The sequence below is a fragment of the Enterococcus sp. AMC1623 genome, assembly GCF_058216495.1.
The window spans coordinates 1,656,362-1,682,009 of the sequence record NZ_CM177096.1 but is presented as its reverse complement, the minus strand read 5'-3'; the positions used below and the strand labels follow the sequence as shown (position 1 = coordinate 1,682,009).

The window sequence follows — 25,648 nt, the reverse complement described above, 5'->3', positions numbered from 1 at the left end:
TGATTTATCAGCTTTTAGCAGACTTCATTATAGGTGGAGTCTGCTCTTTTTTCGTTTTGACCATCCTTTTGACCATCCCATCTTCTTCCTCGTGCAACTTATTCATGTAATCAGCAAAACGATCTGCCGTTTCTTCTTTTTTCTGTTCACTCACATGGGCGTAAATATCCATGGTAGTTCGAACATCCGTATGACCCAAACGAACTTGTACTTCTTTGATAGAAGCTCCTGATTCAAACAATAAACTACAATGCGTATGACGAAAACCATGAACAGTCATATGCTTTAACTTATTTTCTTTCAGTATTTTAGTTAAATTATGATTTAAGAAATCTAGGTAATGCGGTTTATTTTCTTCTGTCGTGAAAAGAAGTTGTGCGCCATTTTCCACAGGTTTTCTACCTGTTTTTAAAAAAAAGGCTTTTTGTTTAAGAATACATTGTCGAAAGATTGATAAAGTTTGATTATCAATCGAAATAGTTCGCAAACTTTTTTCTGTTTTCGGGGTTTGGAAAGCTAATTTCCAATCTTCAACAGTCGTTAATGTTTGCTTAACAGAAAGGGTTCCTCGTTTGAAATCAATGTCTTTCCATCGTAAAGCTAGTAATTCACCTTTACGTAAGCCTGTAAAAGTTAAAATATGAAACATTGGGTACAATGGATCAGGATATTTTTTAGCAATTTGCAAGAAGTATAGAACTTCTGCTTTCGTATAGAAGGGAGCCGTATATTTTTCTTCATCAATTTGTTTTTGTCTCTTTGGTCGAATAACGCCTTCCATTGGATTTCTACGAATCAGTCGTAAGCTTTTGGCGTATTGAAAAATGGAGTTTGTCATACCAATCAGATTAGAATACTTTTTGTAATAGGAATACCAATGATTGACTTGTTTCTGACAATACGGAATGGAGATTTTAGAAATTCTCCGTTCACCAAATAGTGGAAGAATATGTTTGTTTAATGCGACTCTTTGAACAACATAGGTACTTTCTTTGACCGTATTTTTATATTGTTCAAACCACTCTAAAGCGATATCCGAAAACAATCGGTTAGACTCGATGACAAGATCATATTCTTGTGCGAGTAACTGTAAACGTGCTACTTCTTGTTTGGCTGCTTTTTGGGTTTTGAACCCTCGCTTGGTTGTTGTTTTCTTCTTTCCAGTAAGCGGATCAACGCCTAAATAGACTTTAACCAGATAAGCAGTAGACCCATTCTTTTTTGTATATTTTTTAATCATGGGAGTTCTCCTTTGAATGATTCGCCAGTATATCAAAGGGAAATCGTTTTTCCTCCTTCCATACTGGTATCATAGGCGGATTGGCGTAAATCGTCAAACTTAAACTTTTAAGTGGTGTAAGAAATCTTTGATATCATCGCGATCAAAACGAGCTTCTTTTCCAAAAGGGATGACTTTTAATCCTGAGGCAATCCACTGATTTAATCGGTCATCTCCAATACGTAATCTTTTTTTGACTTGCTTACGATTCGGATAGGGTGGTAAGTCATTGACAGAAGAAAATTTTGTTGATTGTTCTTCAATTCGCTGCAGTATCTGTTCGGTTAAAACTTCGATTATTTCACTATTGTCTTCTAATGAAATTTCAATTTTCATTTCATCACCTCGTTTAAGAAAGTTTAAAAACCTATCTATTTTTGTATTTTTGGCTCTCTCCTATCAAAAATTCCGCCAGACCACTATAGTACCCTTGAAATAAGCTTGAAAACCACTACAGTGGCATGGTAAAATTTTCTATGAAAAGGAGGCTAATCCCTTATGAAACAAGGTATCGCAGACATTCATTTAATTCGTAAAATTTTGAAAGAAAAACCAGCAAAAGAACTTTCTGACCACACAGGTATCAGTTTAAGTTCCATCAAAAAATGGAAAAGCGGCGAGCGATCCATTGAAAAAATGAATCTGGGCGATGCCATTAAACTAACAGATTTTGCATCTAACAATTCAAAGGCAGAAATCAGTATCTGGTCTTAGTAACAGGTGTATAAATCCTTGTAACAATCGGTAGTACTCATAATTAGACGGTCTGGGAAGACCCACAGAAGTTTCATCTCTTCTCATACGCGGAGAGCTACCTAATGCGGTGAGGCGTTCAAGGTAGGTGTATCATTATCCAGCTTAGAGATTCTCGCACTTCCATTTTCCCAAAATGAAAGCTGTAACCAAAGTGTGTATCGCTCCTTTCAAATGAAAATCATCGCGCACTTTCTTACACCGCTTCTTCTAAAACTGAACGTATCTAATTATGCTATTTAGTTGTCAAGGAGCAAGTGGCTTACTAGCCCATGAAAATTTGCTTAAACCAGTAAACTTTCATGGAATAATAAACAATCGAGGAAGTGTGAGAGGTTGACCACACCTCCACGAAGGATGAAGCTATCAAATCTTAAATGCTAAGATTTTTGTAAGCAAACGTGTTTCAAGACGAGCAGATAATACTTCATCTACCACCAGATGTTTTTGCCCTACTTCATCTTTCAGAAACCGGAGAGAGCGTTGCATCATATACGGACGAAAATGTTCTTTGATTTGATTAATTGCCACCACATCACCATCAATTGCCTGTACAATCACGTCAAAGGGGACTCTGGAATAGGTTGTCTTCATTGCGCATCCTCCTTCATGAATTTTCGAATCAAATGTAACGCTTTGTGTCGATGCTCATTTACCGTTGAGCGACTCAATCCCATCAAATTTGCAATTTCTGCGTCATTCATTTCAATAAAGTAATAAAACAAGATAATGTTTCTTTTTTTCTTTGGCAAACGCTCTAATGCTTCTCCTAGAGACATACTTTTAACAGCAATTTCTGCACCCTCCAATTCAAAGTAACTGAAATCGGATGGATACTGGTCAATACTAGCAAACTGTTCCACTACATAATCATCTAGTTCTGAAAAAGCGACTTCTTTTTTTGATATCCGACTGAGAGACTTTAAATAATCCTTACGTTCGTCATCAATGGATCGTTTACAAATATAGTCAAATTGCATTTCAATGGCAGCTTGGAACAGGGAAGAACTCATGTCATTCACACCTCCTTTCCCGTTGAGAAAGAAGATGATTCCAATGAACATTTATCTCCTTTCGTAATATAACCCGACGTAAAGAGAGGAAATGACGGAATTTTTGAAAAAAACTTTTAGAAAAACACAAAAAAGTCCATATCCGACGATATGGACAAAGTAATTCACACAAATAGTTCCCTTTTAATAGAACCAGGAAACTACATTTTAATCCGAAAGGATTCTTTGAAATAGAAAAAATTTTTTTGATAAATTTAGTAAATAAATCCAATGGATGCTGTCATGAGTCATGGTTTATTCTCCCAAAAACATCGTCTTTAGCTTTACACATAAAAAAATGACGATTCAGAAATCGTCGTTTAGTGTACTCAGATATATTTTTGTGCATAGGAAAGAAATCGCTAAAAGACTGATTTTTTTTTTCTTTTAGCAATTTGAAAAAAATAGGATTTATTTAAGCTATATACTGCTTTATATAAGGCCTGTTTACATTTAGATAGGAACAGTATAATGCCGATAGGTGATATATGATGGACAGAAAAAAACATAGAACTTTTGATTTCAAACCATTGGGTCTTGCGATTAAAGAAGCCCGTCTTAGTAAAGGATTGACTCGTGAGCAGGTAGGATCAATGATCCAGATTGCGCCACGCTATTTGACGAACATTGAAAATAAAGGACAACAGCCAAGTTTTCATGTTGTATATGATTTAGTGACTTTGCTAAATATTTCTTTGGATGGATTTATTTTAGGGGAAGAAAACAGTCATAAAAGCTCCAAACGTCTTCAAGTAGAAGCACAGTTGGATTGTCTGGATGAAGATGAATTAGTGACGATTGGGAAAGTGATTCAAGCAATTTACGGAGAAAAATGTAAATTTAACTAGTTCAATAATACACAATGGATTAATTAATACTATCAGGAAAGATTGATTACAAAGATGTAATGAATTTTTTCTGATTTTTGTTAATCATAAATAGAAAATGAATTTATCTTTGTTACACTTAGGAACTAGAGCGAATGATAAATAGTTCTTTGGTTACTCTTATCGCTGCAAAGTACAGTTCATTTTTTTGTTGTTGGGAAAATTTTCTGGATTTATTGCATATCACTTCATCCGACTAAAAATTTTTGATTCCCATAGCGAAGTTCGTTTTTGTTCCTTAGGAAAAACTTGACTGATATACTAGTTTTGAAATGACGAGTAACTCTGTACTTCATCAATAATCAAGTATTGAATTTTAATTGTATACTTTTTATGCTTGAGGGATGTCTACTGTAATACAGCTACTGCAAAAAAAATCAGTACACTTATTTTCTTATAAAGGATATCAAGAACTAAGCTCAATGGTATGCATAGAAAAGAAAAAGCCGATAAAATGAGATTTTGATATCTCGAATTATCGGCTCTGCGTCTTTGCGTCTGGCTCTGTAATTACAGTTATTCTAAACTTCGTTATTTCAATTAAAATTTCTTGTCTGCATTTAGGACAAAATAGAGGGAAATTTTTTAATTCAGTATCTTCCCTCATTTTTAAACGGGTCTTATTGCCACATATAGGGCACAGTATCCACCTAGTATTTACAATATCTATATCCTCCTGTTCTAATTAACAACTCAATATTCATTTTAAAAATTTCTCTTTAGTTCACTATCAATGTAAGTTGATTTTATTAAACATATGCCTTACTTTGTCTATTCTATTATTTGGACGACGTGGTTGGAAAGCAGACTTAATGTTAGTAACCTGATAACCTTTTAACTCTGTTAAACAGACACTGCGTCCATTTGTAAAGAAAGTTAAACTGTTTCGATACTCTTGAATACAACGGGCTGGAATTTCACCAATGAGAATGACCTCGTTACCTTTTAACTTAGTATTTAAAATATTTGCACAATATTTGGAAGCATCATTATATGCTCTCGAAAGATATTCTTGTGGTACATAAATTTCGAAGCTAAGATATGGCTCTAATAACTCTGTACCACTCTTTCTAAAAGCCTGCTCTAGTACAATAGGCGCAAGCATTCGGAAATCTGCTGGCGTACTGACAGGGCTGTAATATAGACCATACTTAAAACAGATCTTACAGTCTGTTAATTTCCAACCGTACAATCCTTGTTCACACCCATAGCGTATACCTTCCATAACTGCATTTTGAAATGATTGATTTAAATAACCTAGAGAAACCAGGCTCTCATACTGAATGCCACTACCCAAAGGAAGTGGTGTTACAGATAAACCAATAGAAGCCCAGAAAGGATTTGGAGGTACTTCGATATCAATGGTAAATTCAGATTTTTTTAATGGTCTTTCCATATAAATGACAGTTGGTTTTCTTGTTTCTATCTCAATATGATATTTTTCTTGAATCAGAGTACAAGTTACCTCCATTTGGACCTCACCTAAAAAAGATAGCACAATTTCGTGAGTTACTGTATCTACATAATATTGTAGAAGGGGATCACTATCGGATATTTCAAAAAGTGCATCTAGTAACTTTTCTCTTTGTACTGATTTACATGGTTCAATTGTTGTTTGTAACATAGGAAGAGGATTCTCAAGAATTTCTCTATGTGGTAATCTTTTTTTATCTCCAAGTACGTTATTTAGTTTTAAAAGCTCATTTTTTAAAATAATAATCTCACCAGGCTCTGCCTTATCTATCTGGCGTAATTCTCCATTTATTGAAGTATACATTTCTGTAACTTTTATTTTTTCCTTTTCTGATATATTGACTGAGTCTCGCAAATGTAGCGTTCCACTATAAAGACGTACATAGACAAGCCGTTGACCATCATCTGAATATTCTACTTTAAAAACATTTCCACAAAGTTTATCTGAATTGAGTTGTGTGGGTGAAAATAATTTGCTAGTAATTACCTCTATAAGTTGTTTAATTCCAATATTATTCTTTGCACTTCCGTGATAAACAGGATATAAGGAGCAACTTTGAATTCTTTCGTTTTCCTCCTTTTCAAGTTCTGCAATATTCAATGTTTTCCCAATGGTATATTTTTCTAATAAATAATCATTTCCCACAATTACTGTCTCCCATTGTTCTGGTTCAGTATAATCTATTACATAAGGTTTCAAATTTAGATTCACAGTCTGCTTAATTATGATGTCGTCAGAAAGTTTGTCCTTAATATCTTGATAAACATCTGGCAAATTTATTCCATTTTGATCAATTTTGTTAATAAAAAATATTATAGGTATGTTCATCTTTCTAAGTGCATGGAATAGTATACGAGTTTGTGACTGTACTCCATCTTTTGCAGAGATTAGCAAAATAGCTCCATCCAAAACAGATAATGAACGGTATACATCTGCCAAAAAATCCATGTGTCCAGGAGTATCTACAATATTTACTTTAACATTTTCCCGTTGAAAAGATGTTATTGCGGTCTGAATAGTAATACCTCTCTGGCGTTCCAAAAACATAGTATCCGTTTTCGTTGTACCGCTATCTACACTTCCTAACTCTTTAATTGCTCCGCTACTGTATAGTAAGCTTTCTGTCAAAGTAGTTTTTCCTGCATCAACATGTGCTAAGATACCGATATTAATAATTTTCAATTTTATTTCCTCCATTCAAAAGCTCAAAAAGCAGAAAAAATCCCAGTGATAAATACTCTTATCACTGGGATTTTAATACAAAAATAGCTGTATACTACACACTGATAGCCACAGATGCTTTATGATAAAATGATAAAAGTATTCTTAAACTGGGCACAAAAAACCAGTCCTTATTTTAAATAAGGATGCTTAATTAATTATTCCCGCTATCTAATTGACAGTTTATTTAAGAATACCTTGCCGCATTTTTATTATCTCCTTTTGAATGTTATCTTAATTCTATCATATGATAGAATGCTTGTAAAGCCAACCATATTTTTTGAACGAAAGGGAAATTAATGAGAAATTAATGGAAGTTAGTGTAGTAGTTGAAGATAACTCTTCAGAATGGCTATCAAAATTCAGCGATTTAATAACGATTTACAAGTTCATAAGGGATTCTTTATTCATCCAGCTATTATATTACTTTTCAGGTCAATAGGACAACTGTCCACAACCTTTCTACAAATATATTACGTATAATTTTTGAAATATATACTGCTTAACAAAATATTTTGCAGTGGTTCCAATAGTTTTGAATTGTTAATATTAAGTTTGACTTGGAAAATATCATTAAAAGTTATACTGTTTATTTGGAAAAAATTGGAGAGACCTTTTTAAGTAATGTAATGAAAATAGTTATAAGTTAGAATAAAGGTGAATTTGCTTATACTTCTCATAGAAGGTTGATTTCACGCTATATTTTGGATTATTTATGCTAAATCATTATAAGTTTGCTATAGTGACATACAATTTTTTTTGCTTATACTAAATATTCAAGTATTGTTTTCATCTTAATATTCTTTATTCATTCATTATTATTTTCCAGTTATCCTTCTTCTCTAAAGTTAATTGGTATTGGGAAATATTTTCAATCTTTGTTTCATTGTCTAAATATCGAACGGCTATTTTTACTAGATACTGTTTCTCTTTCTTCTGAATAATTGGATTCACCAACTCAGAGTAAATAAAGTTTTGACTGATTATTGGTAAAACATCTTCCATCATATAATAATCCAATTCATTCTTAGTAGCATTGGGATACAACTTAAAGAAAGTTTCTAAAAAATCGAGAATTTCTAGCTTCGTTTGTTCATCAATATTATTATCGTTTACAAGTGTATCTGGTTGAAATTCAGAGGGATTCGGTGCTGCCCAGACGGTTGGATTACTTGTAATAACTAGATTGTTATTCTTATCTTGATGAATCGTGATTCGATAGGTAGAAGCCACATTTTTCGTTTCTTCGCCTTCTTTAATTTGTTGCTTGACCGTATAAACTACTACAAAATTCTGTTCATCAATGGATTGTATCTGCCAAATTTTACAATCACTGACAGAAGAGCTCGTGGGAATATCGGTCCGAATTGTATCTACATTCAATTCTTGTAATTCCGAAGTCAGGTAACGATTGATTCGTTCAGGTCGTTGCTCAATGGCTTCTTTGTTATTTTCCCAAGAATAATATTCTTGAATGAAATTAAGAGTAAAACTCTCAATCGCATGGGTATCCACAAGCACAGGTTCAATGACTGTTGTCTCATGAATCGTGTGTGTATCAATAGCGGTAAAGTTTTTATACAGGCCAAAACTAAAGCTACCAATCAATAACAGCCACAAGAAAAGGACACTCTTTTTGTGAGTGCCCAAGTGGATGGTTTTGACTTTCTTTTGTCTGTTTGCTTTTTCTTTTTTAGGTTTGTGTTCAATATGAATTTTCATGAATTGTCCTCATTTCTTATTGTTTTATTCGTCCAGCACCAATTAAATGTTGCTGCCAATAGTTTTCATTTAAGTCGGTGTAACCAATCGGATCACCAGCGTGGTACATTCTCATATCTCCTACATAAATGCCGACATGTGTCACATAATCGGCAGTTGCATAGGTCGAGTGAAAGAAAATTAAATCTCCTGGTTCAGCTTGTGACAAAGGCAAATGATCCATCACCTCGTATTGTGCTTGGGCAGTACGAGGCAAAATGATGCCAGCTTTCTGAAAGGTCCATTGGGTAATGCCGCTACAGTCAAAAGAGGTATTTGGATTGGAACCGCCAAAAACATAGGGATAGCCTTGATATTTCAACGCTTCATCCATAATTATCTGAACGGTTTGATTATCAAACTTTTGCGAAGCTGTCTCTAAATATTGGATAACTAATAGCACATAAAACATATTGCCATAGTTATAACGCCAGCCGCCATTTTTAGGAATAGAAAGTGCATTTTTATAAGTCACTCGTTGACCTTTGGCTTGTTCATTAGAAAAGCTTTCCGCTAACTCAAAGGAATAAGTTTTCCCATTCTTCGCGACATAATTTAAAAAGCTCCCACCGTAATTGTACGCTTGGATCACGCTTTGTTGGTCAACACCTAACGATTCCGCAGAACGTACCAGTCCTGCAAAATAAGAAACACCTTGTTTTATTGATTCTTCGGGATCAGTAATCGTATTTGGAGGTAAGCCTTTTGATTCTGACGATTGCATGACATCTTTTAGAGTGCCGCCACTTTCAACTTGAATAATCGCTAAGAGAATATGGATATAGTCCTCAATATTCTCTTGTTTTGCGTATTTTTCTACTAAGGAGCGATACTTTAGGACCTCTGGTGAAACAGACAAACCACTTCCTTGAATAACAATGGAATCAGAAGAATTACCTTGAGGTTCATCTGCCACAAAAATTGCCACAAAAGATAATAAGCCAAAGAAGGACAGAAAGAGCGTTAAAGCCACCATTATTTTTAGTTTCCATTTCATAGCGATTGACCTACTTTCTTTTCATTGGACGTGTGAAACGGACATTTTTCTTTTGACGGTTATTTTGAGAATAACGGACAGTTGACGTTGTTTGTTTCTGATTTGTCATGTACCTTGTTGGTTGCTTGCGAGAAATAGGAGCTTGTTGCTTGATAGAAGGTTGTTGTTTTATCGAGCGGTTCCTTTGTTTGGTTATTCGCTCTTGTACTTTGGAAGCTGTCTGTCCTTGTGGTACTTCTTGCGATACTGTTTGGATCTTATTCGATGGTCTGTGTTGTACAGGTGGACGAGTAACAGTAGAACGAATTGGTTTCATTTCTCGATTTGTTTTTCGAGATTGAATAACCGGTCTATTTTTTCTCGATACTGAATCTATTCGTTTGTTTGACGTACTTGCTTGTTGTATCTTATTCACTGCTTGAACCGAATCAACAGCTGGTCGTTGATGGTTTTTGTCAGTCGTAGGATTTGTTGTTCCTCGCTTTTTTTCTTGTTTTGTTTTTCGAGATTGTACAACCGGTCTGTTTTTACTTGTTACTGATTCCGTTCGTTCATCTGACATCCCTTGTTTAAAATCAGAAATGGTTTGATGAAGATTCCCTGTAACTGTTTTAGGTAACTCTTTGACTTGTTGTTTCTTTTGAGCCACAAAATTGCTCGCTCGATTTTTACTATCCAAGACTTTCCCAATTTGTTGCCCAGTCTGATAACTTCGAGTGGTTGGTCGTTGTGTGCGATCATTTTTTTGTTGATTGGAAGGGACAGACGCACGAGCATTGGAAGGCGTTGTACCTGCAATTGAAGGAAGTTGCTTGGCATTTTTTCTTCCTTTGGTTTTGCCTGCCAAATACCCAAGAGAACCACCGATCATGGTTCGACTAATGGTTCGTTGAAGTCGTCGTGCTCCTCGGTGCATATATTGTTTTGGTCGTCTCATAACCCCTCGACTAATTTGTTGGGAATCGTTGGCTTGAAGATTAAACAAACTCATAATATCGCCCATCTTTAAGTAGATACCCGCAAAAGTCACAATCTGTAAAAAGGCAACTAGGAAAAAGGGATAACTGGTGGTTAGGCTATACAACATGGTGGATAAACTAAACGCCACCGTAATAATCAACGTGATTCCAGCTCGCAACATAATGGTATTAAAGAGTTTCATCAATGCCGCTTTTCCCATGCCACTAAAGGTTGGCAACATAGCCAACAAGAAAATAATAGGCAAGAACATTGCATAGAGAATAAACAGAATTTGACTGAAAATCATAATGCCAGTCAATAAGAAAACGAAAATGGAAATCCCAATGTTAAACAAGACTAAAAAACTAACCGTCCCTAATCGATTGACCGTTTTTGTTAAGGTTAGTTGTTGGTTGTCGTGTTCTTCAATTTCATTTTTTACTGCTTCCTCACGATCTTTCCCATTATTGGTATCAGGATTGATTGCCAACAGGTCATTGACCCGACTTTCGCCAATTTCTTCTTTATTAGAGTTATCAAATTGTAGTAAAAGCCAAGGTTGTTCGACTTGTACCGAAAACAAGGTATCTCGAATACTGTCTACACTATCTGTTCCTTGTGAAGAGGAATGAGGAAAAATAATTTGCCCCCCTAAATCCAAACTGGCTTGCGAAATATCGGCAGAAAATTCATTAATTCGTTGAATGTACGAAGGGGCAAAAGCAATAAAGCCGGCCGACAAAACAAACACCACAAGAAAATTCGTGACTGCTTGAATTGCTTTGGATGTCTCTCGTTTGAGCAAGCCGACATAGGCAACATAGGCCCCTACAATCAGAATAAACAACAACAGAAAGCCAACATAAAAGCCAGAAGTCGAAAAGCCATTTTCTGATATGCCTGCTAATATTTGAATATTTTCACCAATTTGATTCGCTGTGTCTGAGATGAAATCCAGTTTGTAAGCTTGTTTGATCAAGTAACCCGTCGCATTGGAGAGGTACAAACTAATGGTCCAAATAAAATCAGACATAGCATATAAGCCATATTGCACTTGATTGCCAATGCCATCTTTCCAATTCCAAGGCAACCAGTCCCAATCGGTATCAACGTAGAAATCCAATTGATAATGAGACAAAGGATATTGTGAATACAAATTTTGTACGTCCACGGTATCATCAACTAGTCCAATCGCCTGAGCGACAGTACCAAAAAGTAAGAGAAATAAAAAAGTCATTCCTCCAATTAGAAGAATGACACCTAGCATTTTTTTCAATTTTGGTTTCAATGTATACACCTCACTCTTCTTGATGGACGGGGGGACGAGTATCAAAGGCATGGAATAAATCTTCAAAGACTGGATGGACTTGAATTGTACCAACACGCCCATATAAATCTTGAATCAAGCATTGGCCATTTTCTAATTCTCGCAACCGTTTTTGATTGTCCTCGTCGTTGGGATCCACACCAAAGAAAGTCAATGTTTTTTTGATTTCCTGACTATCCGTTGAACGAAAGGCAAACTTTAAGCCAATATTGTTTTTCAATTTTTCATCGATTAAGTCGTCCGCATTTTGCGTGACAAAATAAACACCCGCATTCATTGCACGTCCTGCACGAACTAAGCGATTCGACAAGGTTTTTCCTTGAGCTACTTGTAAAAACGACCACGCTTCGTCCAAATCCACAATTTTAAATTTGGTTCGATCAGAATGAATGAAATCCAAAGCAAAAGTCGAAATGACAATTAACATAGCCACACTCAATAATTCAAGAGTGGTGTAATCTGAAAAATTAGATTGGGCGTCTGGTAAAACCAAATCTGCCACTTGAATAATATTTAACTGTTTCTCTAAACTAATCGAGTTTTCCGTTGTCCCATCACTAAATAGTAAATGGGCAAAGTCATAATCGGTAAAACTTTCAATGTGATCCGCAATCGAATGCGATAGTGGGTTGTCATCTTCTCGTAATTCATCAATGACTAACCACAAACCACGAATCTCTTTTTGAGTGACGGATCGAATCGCTTTTCGTAAAAGAGGGAAACGTTCCCCATCTCGACTAGAAATTCCAGTTAGAAAAGTGAGAATATCAATCGCTAAACTTTCAGCGTCTTTCTTCCGTTTCATGAGAACATAGGGATCAAGCAAGCCTTGATTTTTCTCTTCACTGGTTAAATTGACAATATTAATTTCATCGGCCATGTCTGGCAAGGTTTCTTTCCAATTGCCACGTTCGGCCTTTGGATCAACAATTAACGCTTGTGCCCCAAATAAAACCGAGTAATACACCAACAAGTTATTAGAGAAGGATTTTCCACCACCTAAAGAACCAAGAAAAGCCGAAGCCAGAGCATTCGTCACCGAACCTTTGACACCTTGACTAGCTAAACTAGGTTTAAGATACACATTTTTTCCAGTCTCGATGTTGTAGCCAATGTAAATTCCTTCTGTTTCTCCTAACATTTGGGAAGCACCAAAACCTAAGCCAGCTAGAAAGTCAGAAGTCACATATTGCACATAGTCGTTGATGTATCGTTTGCTTGAAGGAAGAAATTCATAATGTAAGCCCAACATATCGCCAAAGGGACGAACCAATTTAATACTCCAATCGTCATAGAAATCTTTGATCTCATTGCAACGACGTTTTAATTCTTCATAGGAAGAAGCTGCCACTCGAATAACATAGCTTAGTTTGTACATGGCTTCTTTGGTCTGGTCTAATTCAGCTTCTAACTCATTGACATCTTCTAAGGCTTCCAAAACGTTGTTTCCTGTTTCATTGTCACTATTCCACGCATGATCGTCCAAGTCTTTGAGTTCTTTTTTCTTGTTCCGAACAGTAGACAAGGCTTTTTTATTGGCAACAATTTCAATGTTCATATTGGTATCAATGGGGAAGTCGAATTGTTGTTGCTGGTAATAGAAAATCTCATTGGAAGGAAAATCCAATTCGCCCACAATCGAATCAATCGTAAAGTAAGCAACATAAGACGTCGTTTCTTCATTTTGAATTTTCAAATAGCGTTGGTTTTCTTCAATCAAGGAACGAGTGGGTTTCAGTAAATCATATCGTTTTACGAGTGTTTGGTGTTTCAATTTTTTGAGAGGTAAAGGGAATTCGTATTCCTCAAAAGAACTTGTTTCTTTGCCATACAGATGTTCAATCAAATAGCCAAAATCATTTTTATCTAAGGGTCTGATATGGAAACGTCGTTCAATCTTTGCTTGTAAGAGGTCAGCCATTTTTGTGTAACGACGGACCTCATCTTGTGGCATCACGACAAAATCACCCATCCATTTTTGATTCACTTCTCTAAAAAATGTAGTGAGTGTATTTTTGGCAGATTTTTTCAAATTCTTTAAGGAAACTTCCTCTTCATTGACCAGTAATTTAAAGCCAATAAAAAAGCGATAGTCCACTTGATTGTCACCAATCATGTTTACTAACGCTTCGGTTTGTTCATCAATCCGCTGAAAAGCAATGTCTTTCAACCGACCAGTGACCGTTTCTTTACTTTTTTCTTGAATCGAACGAATCGATCGTTCGGTACTTATTTGTAAGGCATGAATCTTACCTTCACGATTTTGTGCAATGAGTTGTCGAAAATTCGTGTGGACTTGAAGTTTCTGTTCAGGGGTCAAAAAGGAATAGTTATAGGGCAACAATTCAAAATAGGCAAAACATTCGCCTTCGTGATTGAATACGAGGTTGTTTTCAATGTATTTAATCGGATAATTCAATGTATTCACTCCTTACAATTGTGGCAGTTTCATCCATTTTCTCTTTTTCAAAGGTTACTTTTTTTCCAGCATAGGTTCGTTTGGGACGGAAGGCATAAGTGACAACGGTTTGAATAAAACGATAGGGTTTCTTCCCATCGAACGTCTTTTGACTCATGAACCAAGTCAAGCCAACAGGAATGCCGACATATTTCAATAACGCCCCCTCAATCAATGAAAGAGGAGGGATATCAGCCAGTAGAATCACCGTAAACAGACTACAAACAAACCAAGCCATCTGACTAAAACTAATTGGAAAGGGAAGTTTAAAGTCGTTGATGGCATAAATCACTTTTTCAACGGACCAAATACTGGTATAGCTTTTTAGTTTTTTCAGTTTAAACACCTCCAAAAAAGAACACCTATAAAGGTGCTCTCAATAGTTTATATTTTTCTCAATATATCCAGAAAATATTGAGGAAAAACTTTTAGTGCTTCTTCAATCTCTCGTTTATTTTGTCTAAGTAATTCTTTAGTTATCCTTTTACTAATTGAAGTAATTGTAAAAGAAGAAGAATTTTCAATAATTCGAGCCAAAATTTGAGCAATTACTCGATCAGAAAAACCAAGCTCGAAAATATTTATTGATAGATTGCTAGGAAGTCCATAACGTATTTTCTTTTGTAGACTTTTAATCAAATGAAGTGTTGAATCATTTTCGGAATTTTCCATAAATGTTGCAACTCCATTTAGAGGTAATATAGTGCTGTAAGCTAGTATGTTATCACATATTTCAATGATATCTTGTAATATGAGCGGAACTAGCTGATTACGCTTACTAATTTGGAATTGATTGCTTTGACAATAGTTTAAAATATCAGAATAGCTTTGTCCTTGAGTCCATAATTCACATATCTGAGTAAAAATAGAAGTATCATCAATCCTATTTATAATATTATTTTCTGAGAATAATATTAACTGAGGAAAGATTATGTCAATCAATTCAAATTCTGACCTTGCTTGAGTAATGTTTTCAATTTTCTCTGAAATCCATTGAGACAAGACTTTAGAGTTATCAAATCCTAAAGAGGATATTGAATAAAGAGATAGTTCAGCTTCAGTGAAAGAAAGAGAATAAGTCTTAATTACCTCAAACAGTTCAACTAATTTTTCTTTTTCGCTATCGCTAGCCAAATGATAACCTAAAGTTTGCTGAGTTACCATATTAGTAAAATTTGGATTTGAATCTTTAAAGTATTTCACAAAGTACATTACATAGTTTTCGACATCTTTTAAAATATCTAAAATTATCTTTAATTCGAAGTTGAAGTCTGATATTTTATTCGGAAAATTTGAGTTGCTAATTACGGTTTTTATCTTATTGATTACATCATTAAACTGTTCTTGATTAGTATACTTTTGTGGCAGTACATTCCAAAGATTAATAGGGGGGAATTTATCAATTATAATAGGCCTAACAAGCTTTAATAAATTACTCTCACTGTCTTCTGAATTATCAATATCTAGCATATTTTTGTATCTGTTCCATTTCCAATTTGATTTGTTAGAATGAATAAAAGGTTCTGATAATATAACCGTTCCTTCAATATGCTTACCTGCTCTACCCACTCTACCTAATAAATTGTGAAAATCACGAACCTTCATTTGACTTTTTCCTTGATAGAGACTTGAAATAATAAGGTATTTAATTGGTAAATTCACTCCTTGAGCTAAGGTGGAAGTACAAACTACAAAATTGATTAAATTCTGCGACATTGCATATTCAACTGATAATCGAATTCCTAGAGGAATATTACCATGATGAATAAATATGCCCTTCAAGGCTGAAATATAATATTCAGTATCACTTCCTAAGTTCATATTAATAAGACTTGCTATTTTTGTATTCTCATTTTGACTAACTTCATTTGAAAAGGCTGATATATCTAGTCCTCTTTCTTCAAGTTCAAGTAGTCTTTCGATGGTCTTATCAGCAGTTTTTTTTGTTCCAGAGAATATAGCTGTTGCTCCATTGTGAACCATTTTTAATGCATAATAAATTTGCATATCGTAAGGTTTATTGAGTTTTCTTTTACGAAAATCCACGTCAGGAAAATACCTTTTTGCTCTTTCTCTATCAAGTCTATTTATTTCACGTATATCAACAATTCTTGGGACATAAAAATCATCTATGTCAGGATTATCTTGATTTAGAAAATATAACTGTCCAGTTTGTCCCATCCAATCACCTATTGCTATTGATCGTTGGGAAGAAATAATATTGTTGTTAGAAATAACTTCTCCATCAGTACCATTTAACCATTCATTGATTACTTCACTATTCGCAATAACCGCTGAGATCAGTATTTTTTGTGAAGATTCATTTAAGTAATATCTGATTGTTGAAACAAGCAATTCATAATTAGTACCTCGCGAGCTATCATCGAATAAGTGAGCTTCATCAAAAATAATCAAGTTAAGTTCTTCCAAAATTTCACTATTATTTCTAATTAAGAACAGTAATTTTTCAGGAGTGAGTATAATCAATGTGTTTGTAGCGATATCATTATCAAAGAACGCAATATCATCTTTTTCTGCAATATCCGACAGTTCGTTTATGATTACCTCATCATTTGAAAAGAATTCTATTAAATTTAGAGTTATTTCTTTGCAGAGAGCTTTAAATGGAGCCACAACAACGGCAAGTTTTGTTCGATGGGTAATAAAAGCTGATCTAATTATTAAACCAATTGAAGTTGTTTTGCCAGAACTCGTAGGCATTTGAATGACTCCAGATTTACCTTTAAAAATATTCTTTTCTCCTAGCAAAATTTGACTAGGCCACAATTCTTTTATTGTATGATTGTTTAACAATAAATCTTCCCAATCTTGTATTGTCGTATCAGAATAATTGGGCAAAAGATTCAAAGCAGAATTTTTATACTTTTTAATAAAAACTGCCAATAATGAATCTCCAAAAAGAATCTCTCGTGGATTTTGAGATAGATATATTTCTTGTTTTAAGTCATTTAATTTTTCAAAATCAATGGGTGTACCATCTAAGTAAAATTGAGATAAGTCATATATTAGATAATAGAAGAGATTACCATATTGACTGGAAAACTCGTACCCCTTTAATTCGTCCAATCTGTCTGCTAATAGATATAAAAGAAAAGTATCAATTTCATTAATTTCTAAATCCATTGCCCAATCTATCTTGTTTATCATTACTTTTGTACTTCCAAGTGCATCCGAAAGATAGAAAGAAATTGCCCCTAATAATCCAAAATAATCATTATAACTTGCTTCACCAATCTCTGAAGTAAGTAGTGAATCAAAGTAAATTGATGTGAAATTTAAATTTTCAAATAGTTCATTATTTAATTTTGAAGAAAATTCAGTATATCTATTATCCCAAATAAAATTAGATGCATCACCAATTGTCGCTATTGCAAGGACTATTAATTCTTGTGCCATATATTCTACTTGGATATGCTCTTCAAGAGGAACATTGTATTCAAACATTTTTGATTTTGCTTGAACTTTTTTTAAGTAATATTTTGAATTATTTTCAATTAACATTGGCAGCCCTCACATACATTTGTTTAATAAATTCTAAAAATTTAGGAGAGTGTACAGCTATTAACTGAACATCTGGACTAGGATGTTCTGAAGTATCGATTTCTTTTAATAACTCTCTAGAAAAAGCTTTATCCGAACTAACAGCTGCTGCAGCAAAAGTTCTCTTATGAGGTCTGTCTGTAGGATTTTGAAATCTTCTTACTAAACGCATACCTTCCTCTTCATTATAGTTCTTTAACATTCTGTAAGAGGCATTTAAAGATTCAGCTATTCTAACAAGGTCTTTTGCAGAATGATCTACAGCATTTTGTAGAGTTGCTTCTGGATTTGATTCACTATTTCTAGCTTTTACTTCAACAATTAACATTTCATCATTGATACTATTAGTTTCAATAGACTCTACTTTGTACCCAATTAAGTCACTTCCTTGTGTGGAAGTATTTCGATTGAATTTTTGTCTGTAGCGTACTCTTGGAACTATATAATTCAAGATGTATTCAATGTAATCTGCAATTAATATTTCTGAAAAATCACCGGACATTGTTGCTGAACCCAATCCAAAATTTGGATTGGGAAACTTCATATCTCTAAGGAATTCAGCTCTAGAAAGACCAGTACCTTCTCTTAGTTCATCCAATTCTTCAAGTGAACAATAATGCTCTCTAAGATGTCTTGCCCATTGTTCGAAAACGGTCAGATCATCATTTATTTCAATTTTTATAACAGAGATATCTTTTCCTTTGTCAGTGATAACGATTTCTTCATGAATAAAGTAATCAATGAATTTCGGAATATCCATAAAACTCAACCCCTTTTAAAATTAATAACATTATATCATTAATTTTAAAAGGGTATTAATTGTTTTATAACAGAAAGAAATTGTTTATATAAAAGATTAGTAAATATTAGGATGTATGCTAGATTTTTCTATGCTATCCTAAATATTCAAACACCCCATTACTCGTAACTAAAAAGTTCCCTTCCAACTCCATATCTCGTCCAAGTGATTGATAGTCAATATAATTTTGAAGGTTAGAAGGAACTTCACCAAGTTGGCCTGTTTCCTCCACATAATAAGTCGCTACATCTTCCATTGAATCACAATCTGAATAACAGATAATATCGTCTTTGTGTTCAATCAAGTCTTCTAAACTAGAAAACCACATGCTCTGAATTTCTTTTAATTCTTTCAAAATTTCTGTGTCCTCAATCTCTTCAATTAAGGCACATAATCGATTAATTTCTGAAATGGGTGTGTATTCACCAATTTCAAAAGGCAACTCATAATCATGAATTGCATATTCTTCGTATTGATCATTCAATCCAATTTTTTCTTTGACCTCTTCCATATCAATAGGTGGTTGGAACCAAGCACCGACTATTTCGCCTTCGTTGTATTTTCCTAAGTTGGAGATATAAACTTGCATATCCATTTGGTTTCATTCCCTTCTAAGCACCGATAATACGATTGAAAAGATTCAATAAGACATCTTTTACACCAGCAGCATTAAATACCAAGCCAACCGCAATTAAGGCAATGATCAAGAAGCCAATCAATTTAGAAAATTCTCTTTTAAAACCTAAATACACACCAATCACAACAATTGCCATTAATACTAATGATTCCGCATTGGAAAGAAACCAATTATATAAATTTTGTCCAAAGTTCATCACACATTCTCCTTTAATTAATAATAACTTCCTCTACAGGAAGGGTTTGTTGTTGTAAAATCTTTTTCTGACGATCCGATAATTCCGCATAATCAATCATATTTTGGATGACACTCGTTTGATTGAGTTTGTCGATTTTCATTGCTAATTTTAAGGTAGGAATGACTTGTCGTGACAACCAATTCAAGGTTCGGTCAAACGAATAGGGTTCAGGTTCTGAAGTTAGTTTTAGTTTTCGCTGATTTTCTCCTAGGAAAAATGCCCAATCCGCATTAATTTTCCATTGACTACGACGTTTGTTGGAATCTTTATCCACAAACCGAATATATCGGTTGATAATGGAGAAGGTCGTTTCGCCAACGTTTCCATTGTTTAATAAATCAATCACTGCGTGTAAGGCACGTTCATTTTTCAAACGAATCTCAAAACGATTTTTGACTGGATTCTCTTCTAATGGAATCCCAAGTTTTACATATTGCTCATAATCTTTTTGATAGATACAAAAATAGACTTCTGATTTTAGCGAACCAATATACAACGTATCACCCATATCAGCTTTTTCATGTTGGCGAACCAATTCACCTGAACGATAATTTTTAAAGCTACGAAAGACAGAAATACATTCTTCGTTCTGACATTTACGCGTGAGTTCTGGAATATTTAATAAGCCGACTTTATCGTTAATCGCTAAATCCAAACGTTTATAAACACCATTTACTGCAAAGACATCTAGGAAGAAGTCTACCCACGTTCTTCGTTGTGCCAACAAAAAATGTTCAAATTGCCGACAGCCTTTGCCTTTCATTTCTACGAGAATACCTTTTTCAATATCATGAGATACCATGACCGCGATATCACCAAAAACATATTGTTCCTCATACGAGTAAAAAGCGTATTCCTCATGTAACATATACTTCATTTTTAGTTTTAAGATATTCTCGATCACTCCTTCTGGATTAGTGGTTGGAAATCGAATCCGTACATAGTCGAATAGCATTTCCAAGGGTAACTCTGGATTGAAACGTTCGAGCAGAACATCTAATTCTGAAAGTAACTCACTGGAAGGAACGACTTTTTCTGTTTCAATTTCACTAAGGTATTGTCTTGAGATACCAACTGCAGTAGCTAGTTTATTTTGCGATACACCATAGTTTTTTCTCCGTTCTTTTAGTTCTAATACTTGTTGTTTGAGGTTTATCAACACAACTTCTCCTTTCTTTTTTGAGTGAACAAAAAAGATGTCAACTATTCAAAAAAAGTTGACACCTCATAAAGCGATAGAAAGTTTGTTGTATCAAAGTTCCTAAGCCTTTATTGCTTATTATTTTTGTATTTCTACCCCCCTGTTAGAATGGGGGGGTTAATCAAGGTGGGCGTGGCAAGCCACACCCACCAGATAAGAAAAAGCCATGACTTATGCGCTGCCGTCATGACTTTTTCTGTCTGTGTTCCGTTTATTACGTTGTTCTTTCCACTAATGGGCAGTGAAATTGTTGATATTCTTGATTTTATACATTCGACTACGCTCATGTTTCCCCTCTAAAAGATATAAAGTATCAGTCACAGGCTCCTTCGATCCTTCACATCTTTTCTACGGGACGAATGGAAGACCTTTATAATCTAATTCTCTAACGATTTGTAAAATACAGAATAAGGATGCCAATTGGCGCAATCAAAACACTAAAGAAGTAAATTAATAAAATTTTGATGAAGCCCCAAATGAAGGCAAAAATGCCACTGGTAATCCACACATTATTCCCCATTAAAAGAGAGACAATCGAATCATAAACAAACATAGCAAATGGATAGAGAAGAAAGTTTAATCCTAAAAAGACATAAAATGAAGTAGGGGCAGTATCAGGACTTGAAAAATAGAAAAACGCAGTGACAATACCACTAAAGATATACTGACGGATCAAATAGGCTGGATGCAAACTGGTAAAAACAGTACGGGTAAAGTGAGACATGGCAATTCCTCCCATCTTGTTACATTAACTATACCGCAGTTTGTTTAAAAATTCCGCTTCTATCCGTGCTATTTCGTATAGCCATCGATACCTTCTGAAAGTAAGTCATTATACAAGGCTTCAATTTTTGTCCGGTCAAAAGGAGAGGTGGCTAGTTCTAACCCTGATTGTAAGATAGATAGAACCACAGTGAGTGGAACGCCATCTGTAATGCCGCCTTCTTCGATAGGGACTAAACCAGTAATCCCATTTTTACTGACATCAGAAGCTAGAGAGTGAAAACGTTGTTGTAATTCTTCATTCTCAGTTCTTGAAAGTTCATACAAACGATAAATGCAATCATCAAACTCCATCTTCAGATTCCTCCTTTTTTACTAATGGTTTCGAGTGACACAAGGCACCAATCGTTTCTAAAAAATCATGTCCTTTAGGAACAAGTGGTGTGTAGAATTCGCTAATGACATTGGTTCCAACATCTACATATCCTCGGCCTTTAATTTGTTTTAAAAAGAAATCTTTATCGACATCTCCAAACATCATGGAATACCCAAGCTCACTCATACGCCCAAGTGCCACACGAAAATTAAACTGATCACGAATCCCATCTTGTAAGTATTTTGCATCCGGTCGCTGACAAGCCAAGATAATAAAGAATCCCGCTTGCCGACCTAACATGACGATTTGTTTTAATTTATTCATGACTGCCATATTTTCTTTAGCACTCAACATTTCCATATACGCCACATACTCATCAAAAATAAGGAAGTTTGGTTCTAGGTTTAGATAAGCGTAATTTTCGCCTGTTTTATAATGAGGCATTTTCTTCATATCGAGACTACGCGCCATCATGCGAGCATAAAAATCATCGATACATGCAGATATTTCTTCTTTTTGGTAATAGACATTATCCATCACTGTTCCTAAGTCCGCTAAATCGGCATTTTTGGGATCAAGGATAAACAGCTTGGCGTTGGTTTGAAGAAGGGACTCAATAATCGTAAGAATGAAATACGTTTTCCCACCACCGGTTCCACCTGCAATCAACATATGAGGCAAAGAATCGAAAGCCCACGCCAAATTTTTCATCAATTGCATAGCCCCATCTTTCACAGAAACCTCTTCAATTGAAACTCGATTGGCAATCGTGTCATAGAGTAGGGTGTATTCCACAAAAGAGTCTTTGAGTTCTTTATCGACTAGCTCACAGTACAAGCCTGATTCCAATTTCTTCTCTAAGCGTAACAATTGATCTTGGTATTTACCTAATGTGATTTCAACAGTAATAACAATCAGTCCGTTGTGCATTCGATAGTAGAACTTAGCAAAGTAGCTGATTTTTTCTTTCTTTTTAGCAGGGGAATCTTCAAAGAGTTGAAATTCTTCCACTTGTTTTGTTTCTAACCATCCGTTTTCTAGAATCATTCGAGCGAGTTTTTGACGATGGGTTAAACTCTTGTAATAATCGAACCCATACCGATACAGTAAATAGAGGAGAAAACCAACAGTAAGAAGTGAGAAGACGAGTGATAGACTACCATAGGGACTGAAAAAGTGTTGTTTAAATTCCTCTAGTTGCCAAGTAGTTCGACTGAAAAAAGCCAGATGAAAGGGAAAAAATGCAAGTAACCAACAACTTAATATAGCACCAAAGAAAAACTGAAAGACCAAGTGTTTATCGCTTGGTCTGATTCGTTTTCCTTTTCTTTGTAAGAGTTTCATGGGCTATCCCTGTTTATTCTTTGGCTCAATTTTCGGTGTGGTTTTATTCTTTAGAACCAAATCATCGGCCTTAATGTACCAATCAACATCCGCCCCACGATAAGTCGCATTGGCTACGGTGTCTGCGATTGGGTTGATTAATTCCACTTCAGCATTGTAATCAAATTCTCGTAATGGAATTGAAGCGGGAATACTGACTTGAATCATTCGTCCTTGTTCACGTGATTTTAAATCATAGGTTCGTTCTTTGACTTCAGTTGATACACTGCCATCTTCATTGTTTAGAAAAACTTCCCGACGTAGTGCAGAAAATTTCAACCGTCCAAACGTTTTTTCTTTGTCGATAATAATTCCTTGTGCTAATCTCATGTGTATTTTCCTCCTTTAGGCTTTGACCATATCGTCTGCATGTAAAATGTAATTCGTGAATCCTCGTTCGCCAATCTTATAACCTTCTGCGATAATGCGTGGGTTAATCAATTTGACCGATTCTTCCACTTCAAAGAATTTTTCTCCGGCTGTATGAGGTAAAATCACCTCAATATCATCAGCACGTTGTATATCTGAATATAGGTTATAGCTACGAGAAACAGTAGCTAAACGACCATTGATGCGTCGTTGTTCAACATTTCCTTCGCCCGCAAATTCTAAGTGTCCAAATGTGTCTTTCATAATCGGTACTACGTGTTTTAATTCCATTGTTTTTCCTCTTTTCATTCAAAATTTTGTATTGAAATAAGCTTAAAAATTGTTGTTGTGATCGGCGGGGAACGTGAGATTTTCCTCATTGATACACTTCCTTTCCAAACAAAAAAGCAGCTCAACTATTGGATTAGTCAAACTGCTTTAAATGGTAAAATAGGTGCCATCGGATAACTCAAAGGTATCTTCCAAAATATCTGGATCAGTTGGCTTTTCTTCAAAGTGCTCGAAATGATTTAATCGCTTTAAGCCATCCTCATGAGATTCAAAGACATCTAAGTCAATCAATTCATCTAAATAAGGAAATAAGTCATAGTGACAGTTTTCCTCGATTAAAAGCGCTAAACGATTGAGTGTGAGAATATCCCCATCGTCTGTTAATCGGAAAGGGGCTTCCCAATCTTCAATTTCATAACTTTCATCTGTTTCCAATTGTAGCTTTTCTCTTAGTTCATCCAAAGAAACAGGTAGGGTGAACCAAGCGGCAATAATTAGTCCGTCATACTCAAATCGACTAAGGTTGGTGACGTATACTTGAATTGTGTTATCCATTTTTATTTCTCCTTGTATAAATTCCGAATAGTTTGTATTTGATTTTTAACAATCAGTAGGTATTCTTCGACTTCCATCAATTGTTCTGCGATTGCTTGACGTCCACGCACTTCTCGGCCGTCAATATGTTGTAAAAATTGGAAGTTATGCATCGCCGCAGACAACTGATTGATTGAATTGGTACATAATAATTGTTGGGCAGCGTTTAAGCGTTCGCGTGTTTAACCATACGATTCTCCTTTACCATAGACCTTTGCGACATTCGACAAAATAAATTCCGCACAGGGAACAACGATAGAGTTTCCTAGTGCTTTGTATCGGGCAGAGTCACTGATTAATTGATTATCAAATCCATATTGTGTCCAATTTTCAGGCAAACCCATGATTCGCTCACATTCAAGTGGAATGAGCTTCCGAACAAACCCTTCAGTTTCAAATCCTTCTTGCCAATAAGCAAAGGTATCAACAGTACCTGCTAAGAGAGTGGGAAAAGGGTCAGTTGATTGTCCGAAACTGGAGACGAATCCTTTGGTATTTTTTTCTTTTGCATACGTACGCATTCGGCGCTCTTGGAAGGGATAGAGGAATAGTTGCCGCCCTGCTTTAGTAGTAAGGCTTCGATTGTCTTTGGGGGACGACAACCTGTTCTGGTCGCAAGTTTCAAGATGCGACTGCATTCCTTGGGTGTCAAATAATATTTCTCTGGCACGGAAGTCTCTAAAATCTGCGACGAGAAAGATTCTTCGGCGTCGTTGGGGGACACCCCAATATTGACTATCAAGGACTCGCCAACACACATCAACATTTCTCCCTCGCACCATACCGGCATTTGCCCATTGACGAGAGGGAGGAATTGGAACTTCGGCTTGAACGAAGGCTTCCAAGACGGCCTTAAAATCCATCCGGTCATTCGATGAAAAAGCTCCCATGACGTTTTCCCAAATAGCGAGAGTTGGATACTTTCCATTGGTGGCATCCCTCATTTCTTCAATAATTCTGATAGCTTCATAAAATAAATTGGATTTTTTGCCAGCTAATCCTTCACGATTTCCAATGGTTGAGAGGTTCTGACAAGGGGATCCAAACGTGACAATATCAACCGGTGGAATTTTTCCACCATGTAGTTTGGTTAAATCTCCTAAATGAATCATATGGGGAAACTGTTTCTTTGTAATACGAATCGGTGCTTTTTCGATTTCACCTGCCCATGATAGTGTAATGCCCTGTTTTTGAGCGGCAAGAGGGAAGACACCGATACCGTCAAAGAGGCTTCCTAAAGTAAGATTTGTTATTCTTATCATCTCCTTGTAAATAAAAAAGACACCCCAATATGAAGTGTCCAAAAA

General features: G+C 35.3%; 26 protein-coding genes and 1 pseudogene. 3 read left to right on the top strand and 24 right to left on the bottom strand.

The genetic code is table 11. The features are described 5' to 3' along the window. Window positions 1-7: 7 nt before the first annotated feature. Window positions 8-1,240 (bottom strand): site-specific integrase, encoded by a 1,233-nt coding sequence (locus tag AC4BC7_RS08265; RefSeq protein WP_060815585.1) that lies wholly within the window; start codon window positions 1,238-1,240, stop codon window positions 8-10. Window positions 1,241-1,339: 99 nt separating this feature from the next. Then, window positions 1,340-1,615 (bottom strand): hypothetical protein, encoded by a 276-nt coding sequence (locus AC4BC7_RS08260; protein WP_002405442.1) that lies wholly within the window; start codon window positions 1,613-1,615, stop codon window positions 1,340-1,342. 162 nt (window positions 1,616-1,777) lie between these two features. Here AC4BC7_RS08260 and AC4BC7_RS08255 point away from each other — a divergent pair, with 162 nt between their 5' ends. Further along, a complete protein-coding gene (locus AC4BC7_RS08255; protein ID WP_002405441.1) occupies window positions 1,778-1,993 on the top strand; it encodes a hypothetical protein in 216 nt (71 codons plus the stop codon). Window positions 1,994-2,398: 405 nt separating this feature from the next. Here AC4BC7_RS08255 and AC4BC7_RS08250 read toward each other — a convergent pair whose 3' ends face one another. Both AC4BC7_RS08250 and AC4BC7_RS08245 read right to left on the bottom strand, forming a co-directional pair. Further along, window positions 2,399-2,626 (bottom strand): helix-turn-helix domain-containing protein, encoded by a 228-nt coding sequence (locus AC4BC7_RS08250; protein ID WP_002405440.1) that lies wholly within the window; start codon window positions 2,624-2,626, stop codon window positions 2,399-2,401. Further along, complete coding sequence (locus AC4BC7_RS08245) at window positions 2,623-3,096, bottom strand: sigma-70 family RNA polymerase sigma factor (RefSeq protein WP_002405439.1); 474 nt, start codon at window positions 3,094-3,096, stop codon at window positions 2,623-2,625. Before AC4BC7_RS08245 ends, AC4BC7_RS08250 begins: the two co-directional genes overlap by 4 nt. A gap of 479 nt (window positions 3,097-3,575) precedes the next feature. Between AC4BC7_RS08245 and AC4BC7_RS08240 the strand changes: the two genes are divergently transcribed. Then, a complete protein-coding gene (locus AC4BC7_RS08240; RefSeq protein ID WP_017370348.1) occupies window positions 3,576-3,932 on the top strand; it encodes a helix-turn-helix domain-containing protein in 357 nt (118 codons plus the stop codon). 514 nt (window positions 3,933-4,446) lie between these two features. Here AC4BC7_RS08240 and AC4BC7_RS08235 read toward each other — a convergent pair. Next, complete coding sequence (locus tag AC4BC7_RS08235; RefSeq protein WP_015063314.1) at window positions 4,447-4,578, bottom strand: cysteine-rich KTR domain-containing protein; 132 nt, start codon at window positions 4,576-4,578, stop codon at window positions 4,447-4,449. 123 nt (window positions 4,579-4,701) lie between these two features. Next, window positions 4,702-6,642: a tetracycline resistance ribosomal protection protein Tet(S) gene (gene tet(S) / locus AC4BC7_RS08230; RefSeq protein WP_002405437.1), complete on the bottom strand. Its 1,941-nt coding sequence runs from the start codon at window positions 6,640-6,642 to the stop codon at window positions 4,702-4,704. 35 nt (window positions 6,643-6,677) lie between these two features. On the opposite strand from tet(S), the pseudogene AC4BC7_RS08225 reads away from it, so the two are divergent. After that, a pseudogene (locus tag AC4BC7_RS08225) lies at window positions 6,678-6,752 on the top strand (hypothetical protein); the annotation flags it as partial. Window positions 6,753-7,470: 718 nt separating this feature from the next. Here AC4BC7_RS08225 and AC4BC7_RS08220 read toward each other — a convergent pair. From AC4BC7_RS08220 to AC4BC7_RS08135, 18 genes are all read right to left on the bottom strand, one after another. After that, complete coding sequence (locus AC4BC7_RS08220; protein WP_002405436.1) at window positions 7,471-8,388, bottom strand: conjugal transfer protein; 918 nt, start codon at window positions 8,386-8,388, stop codon at window positions 7,471-7,473. Between the two features lie 16 nt (window positions 8,389-8,404). Beyond that, entirely contained in the window at window positions 8,405-9,424 is a 1,020-nt protein-coding gene (locus AC4BC7_RS08215; protein WP_002405435.1) for a bifunctional lytic transglycosylase/C40 family peptidase, read from the bottom strand. Window positions 9,425-9,434: 10 nt separating this feature from the next. Beyond that, window positions 9,435-11,651, bottom strand: a complete 2,217-nt coding sequence (locus tag AC4BC7_RS08210) for a CD3337/EF1877 family mobilome membrane protein (protein ID WP_002405434.1) — start codon at window positions 11,649-11,651, stop codon at window positions 9,435-9,437. A 31-nt stretch (window positions 11,652-11,682) separates the two neighbouring features. Then, on the bottom strand, window positions 11,683-14,130 hold the full coding sequence (gene tcpF, locus AC4BC7_RS08205; RefSeq protein WP_010774562.1) for a conjugal transfer ATPase TcpF: 2,448 nt from the start codon (window positions 14,128-14,130) through the stop codon (window positions 11,683-11,685). After that, window positions 14,114-14,506, bottom strand: coding sequence for a conjugal transfer protein (locus AC4BC7_RS08200; RefSeq protein WP_025188218.1), 393 nt, complete (start codon window positions 14,504-14,506; stop codon window positions 14,114-14,116). The genes tcpF and AC4BC7_RS08200 overlap by 17 nt, the downstream gene beginning before the upstream one ends. A gap of 47 nt (window positions 14,507-14,553) precedes the next feature. Beyond that, window positions 14,554-17,691 carry a DEAD/DEAH box helicase gene (locus tag AC4BC7_RS08195; protein ID WP_005231832.1) on the bottom strand — a complete coding sequence of 1,046 codons (3,138 nt, stop codon included), beginning with the start codon at window positions 17,689-17,691 and terminating at the stop codon, window positions 14,554-14,556. After that, a complete protein-coding gene (locus AC4BC7_RS08190; RefSeq protein WP_010774564.1) occupies window positions 17,681-18,490 on the bottom strand; it encodes a Hachiman antiphage defense system protein HamA in 810 nt (269 codons plus the stop codon). The genes AC4BC7_RS08195 and AC4BC7_RS08190 overlap by 11 nt, the downstream gene beginning before the upstream one ends. A 133-nt stretch (window positions 18,491-18,623) precedes the next feature. Beyond that, window positions 18,624-19,124 carry an antirestriction protein ArdA gene (locus AC4BC7_RS08185; protein WP_002405429.1) on the bottom strand — a complete coding sequence of 167 codons (501 nt, stop codon included), beginning with the start codon at window positions 19,122-19,124 and terminating at the stop codon, window positions 18,624-18,626. 16 nt (window positions 19,125-19,140) lie between these two features. Next, complete coding sequence (locus AC4BC7_RS08180) at window positions 19,141-19,362, bottom strand: hypothetical protein (RefSeq protein ID WP_002405428.1); 222 nt, start codon at window positions 19,360-19,362, stop codon at window positions 19,141-19,143. 13 nt (window positions 19,363-19,375) lie between these two features. After that, complete coding sequence (gene mobT / locus AC4BC7_RS08175; protein ID WP_060815082.1) at window positions 19,376-20,566, bottom strand: MobT family relaxase; 1,191 nt, start codon at window positions 20,564-20,566, stop codon at window positions 19,376-19,378. A gap of 424 nt (window positions 20,567-20,990) precedes the next feature. Next, window positions 20,991-21,329 (bottom strand): hypothetical protein, encoded by a 339-nt coding sequence (locus tag AC4BC7_RS08170; protein ID WP_010774565.1) that lies wholly within the window; start codon window positions 21,327-21,329, stop codon window positions 20,991-20,993. Window positions 21,330-21,397: 68 nt separating this feature from the next. Continuing rightward, window positions 21,398-21,682, bottom strand: coding sequence for a hypothetical protein (locus AC4BC7_RS08165; RefSeq protein ID WP_002405424.1), 285 nt, complete (start codon window positions 21,680-21,682; stop codon window positions 21,398-21,400). Continuing rightward, complete coding sequence (locus tag AC4BC7_RS08160; protein WP_002405423.1) at window positions 21,672-23,048, bottom strand: FtsK/SpoIIIE domain-containing protein; 1,377 nt, start codon at window positions 23,046-23,048, stop codon at window positions 21,672-21,674. Before AC4BC7_RS08160 ends, AC4BC7_RS08165 begins: the two co-directional genes overlap by 11 nt. 3 nt (window positions 23,049-23,051) lie before the next feature. Then, window positions 23,052-23,417 (bottom strand): YdcP family protein, encoded by a 366-nt coding sequence (locus AC4BC7_RS08155; RefSeq protein WP_002405422.1) that lies wholly within the window; start codon window positions 23,415-23,417, stop codon window positions 23,052-23,054. Window positions 23,418-23,432: 15 nt separating this feature from the next. Beyond that, window positions 23,433-23,747, bottom strand: coding sequence for a YdcP family protein (locus tag AC4BC7_RS08150; protein WP_005228395.1), 315 nt, complete (start codon window positions 23,745-23,747; stop codon window positions 23,433-23,435). A 147-nt stretch (window positions 23,748-23,894) separates the two neighbouring features. Next, a complete protein-coding gene (locus AC4BC7_RS08145) occupies window positions 23,895-24,302 on the bottom strand; it encodes an antirestriction protein ArdA (RefSeq protein ID WP_002405419.1) in 408 nt (135 codons plus the stop codon). Between the two features lie 2 nt (window positions 24,303-24,304). Then, window positions 24,305-24,454, bottom strand: coding sequence for a hypothetical protein (locus AC4BC7_RS08140; protein WP_002405418.1), 150 nt, complete (start codon window positions 24,452-24,454; stop codon window positions 24,305-24,307). 69 nt (window positions 24,455-24,523) lie between these two features. Then, the gene (locus AC4BC7_RS08135; RefSeq protein WP_172461411.1) at window positions 24,524-25,603 is read right to left on the bottom strand and encodes a DNA cytosine methyltransferase; all 1,080 of its coding nucleotides are present in this window, start codon (window positions 25,601-25,603) and stop codon (window positions 24,524-24,526) included. Window positions 25,604-25,648 lie beyond the last annotated feature (45 nt).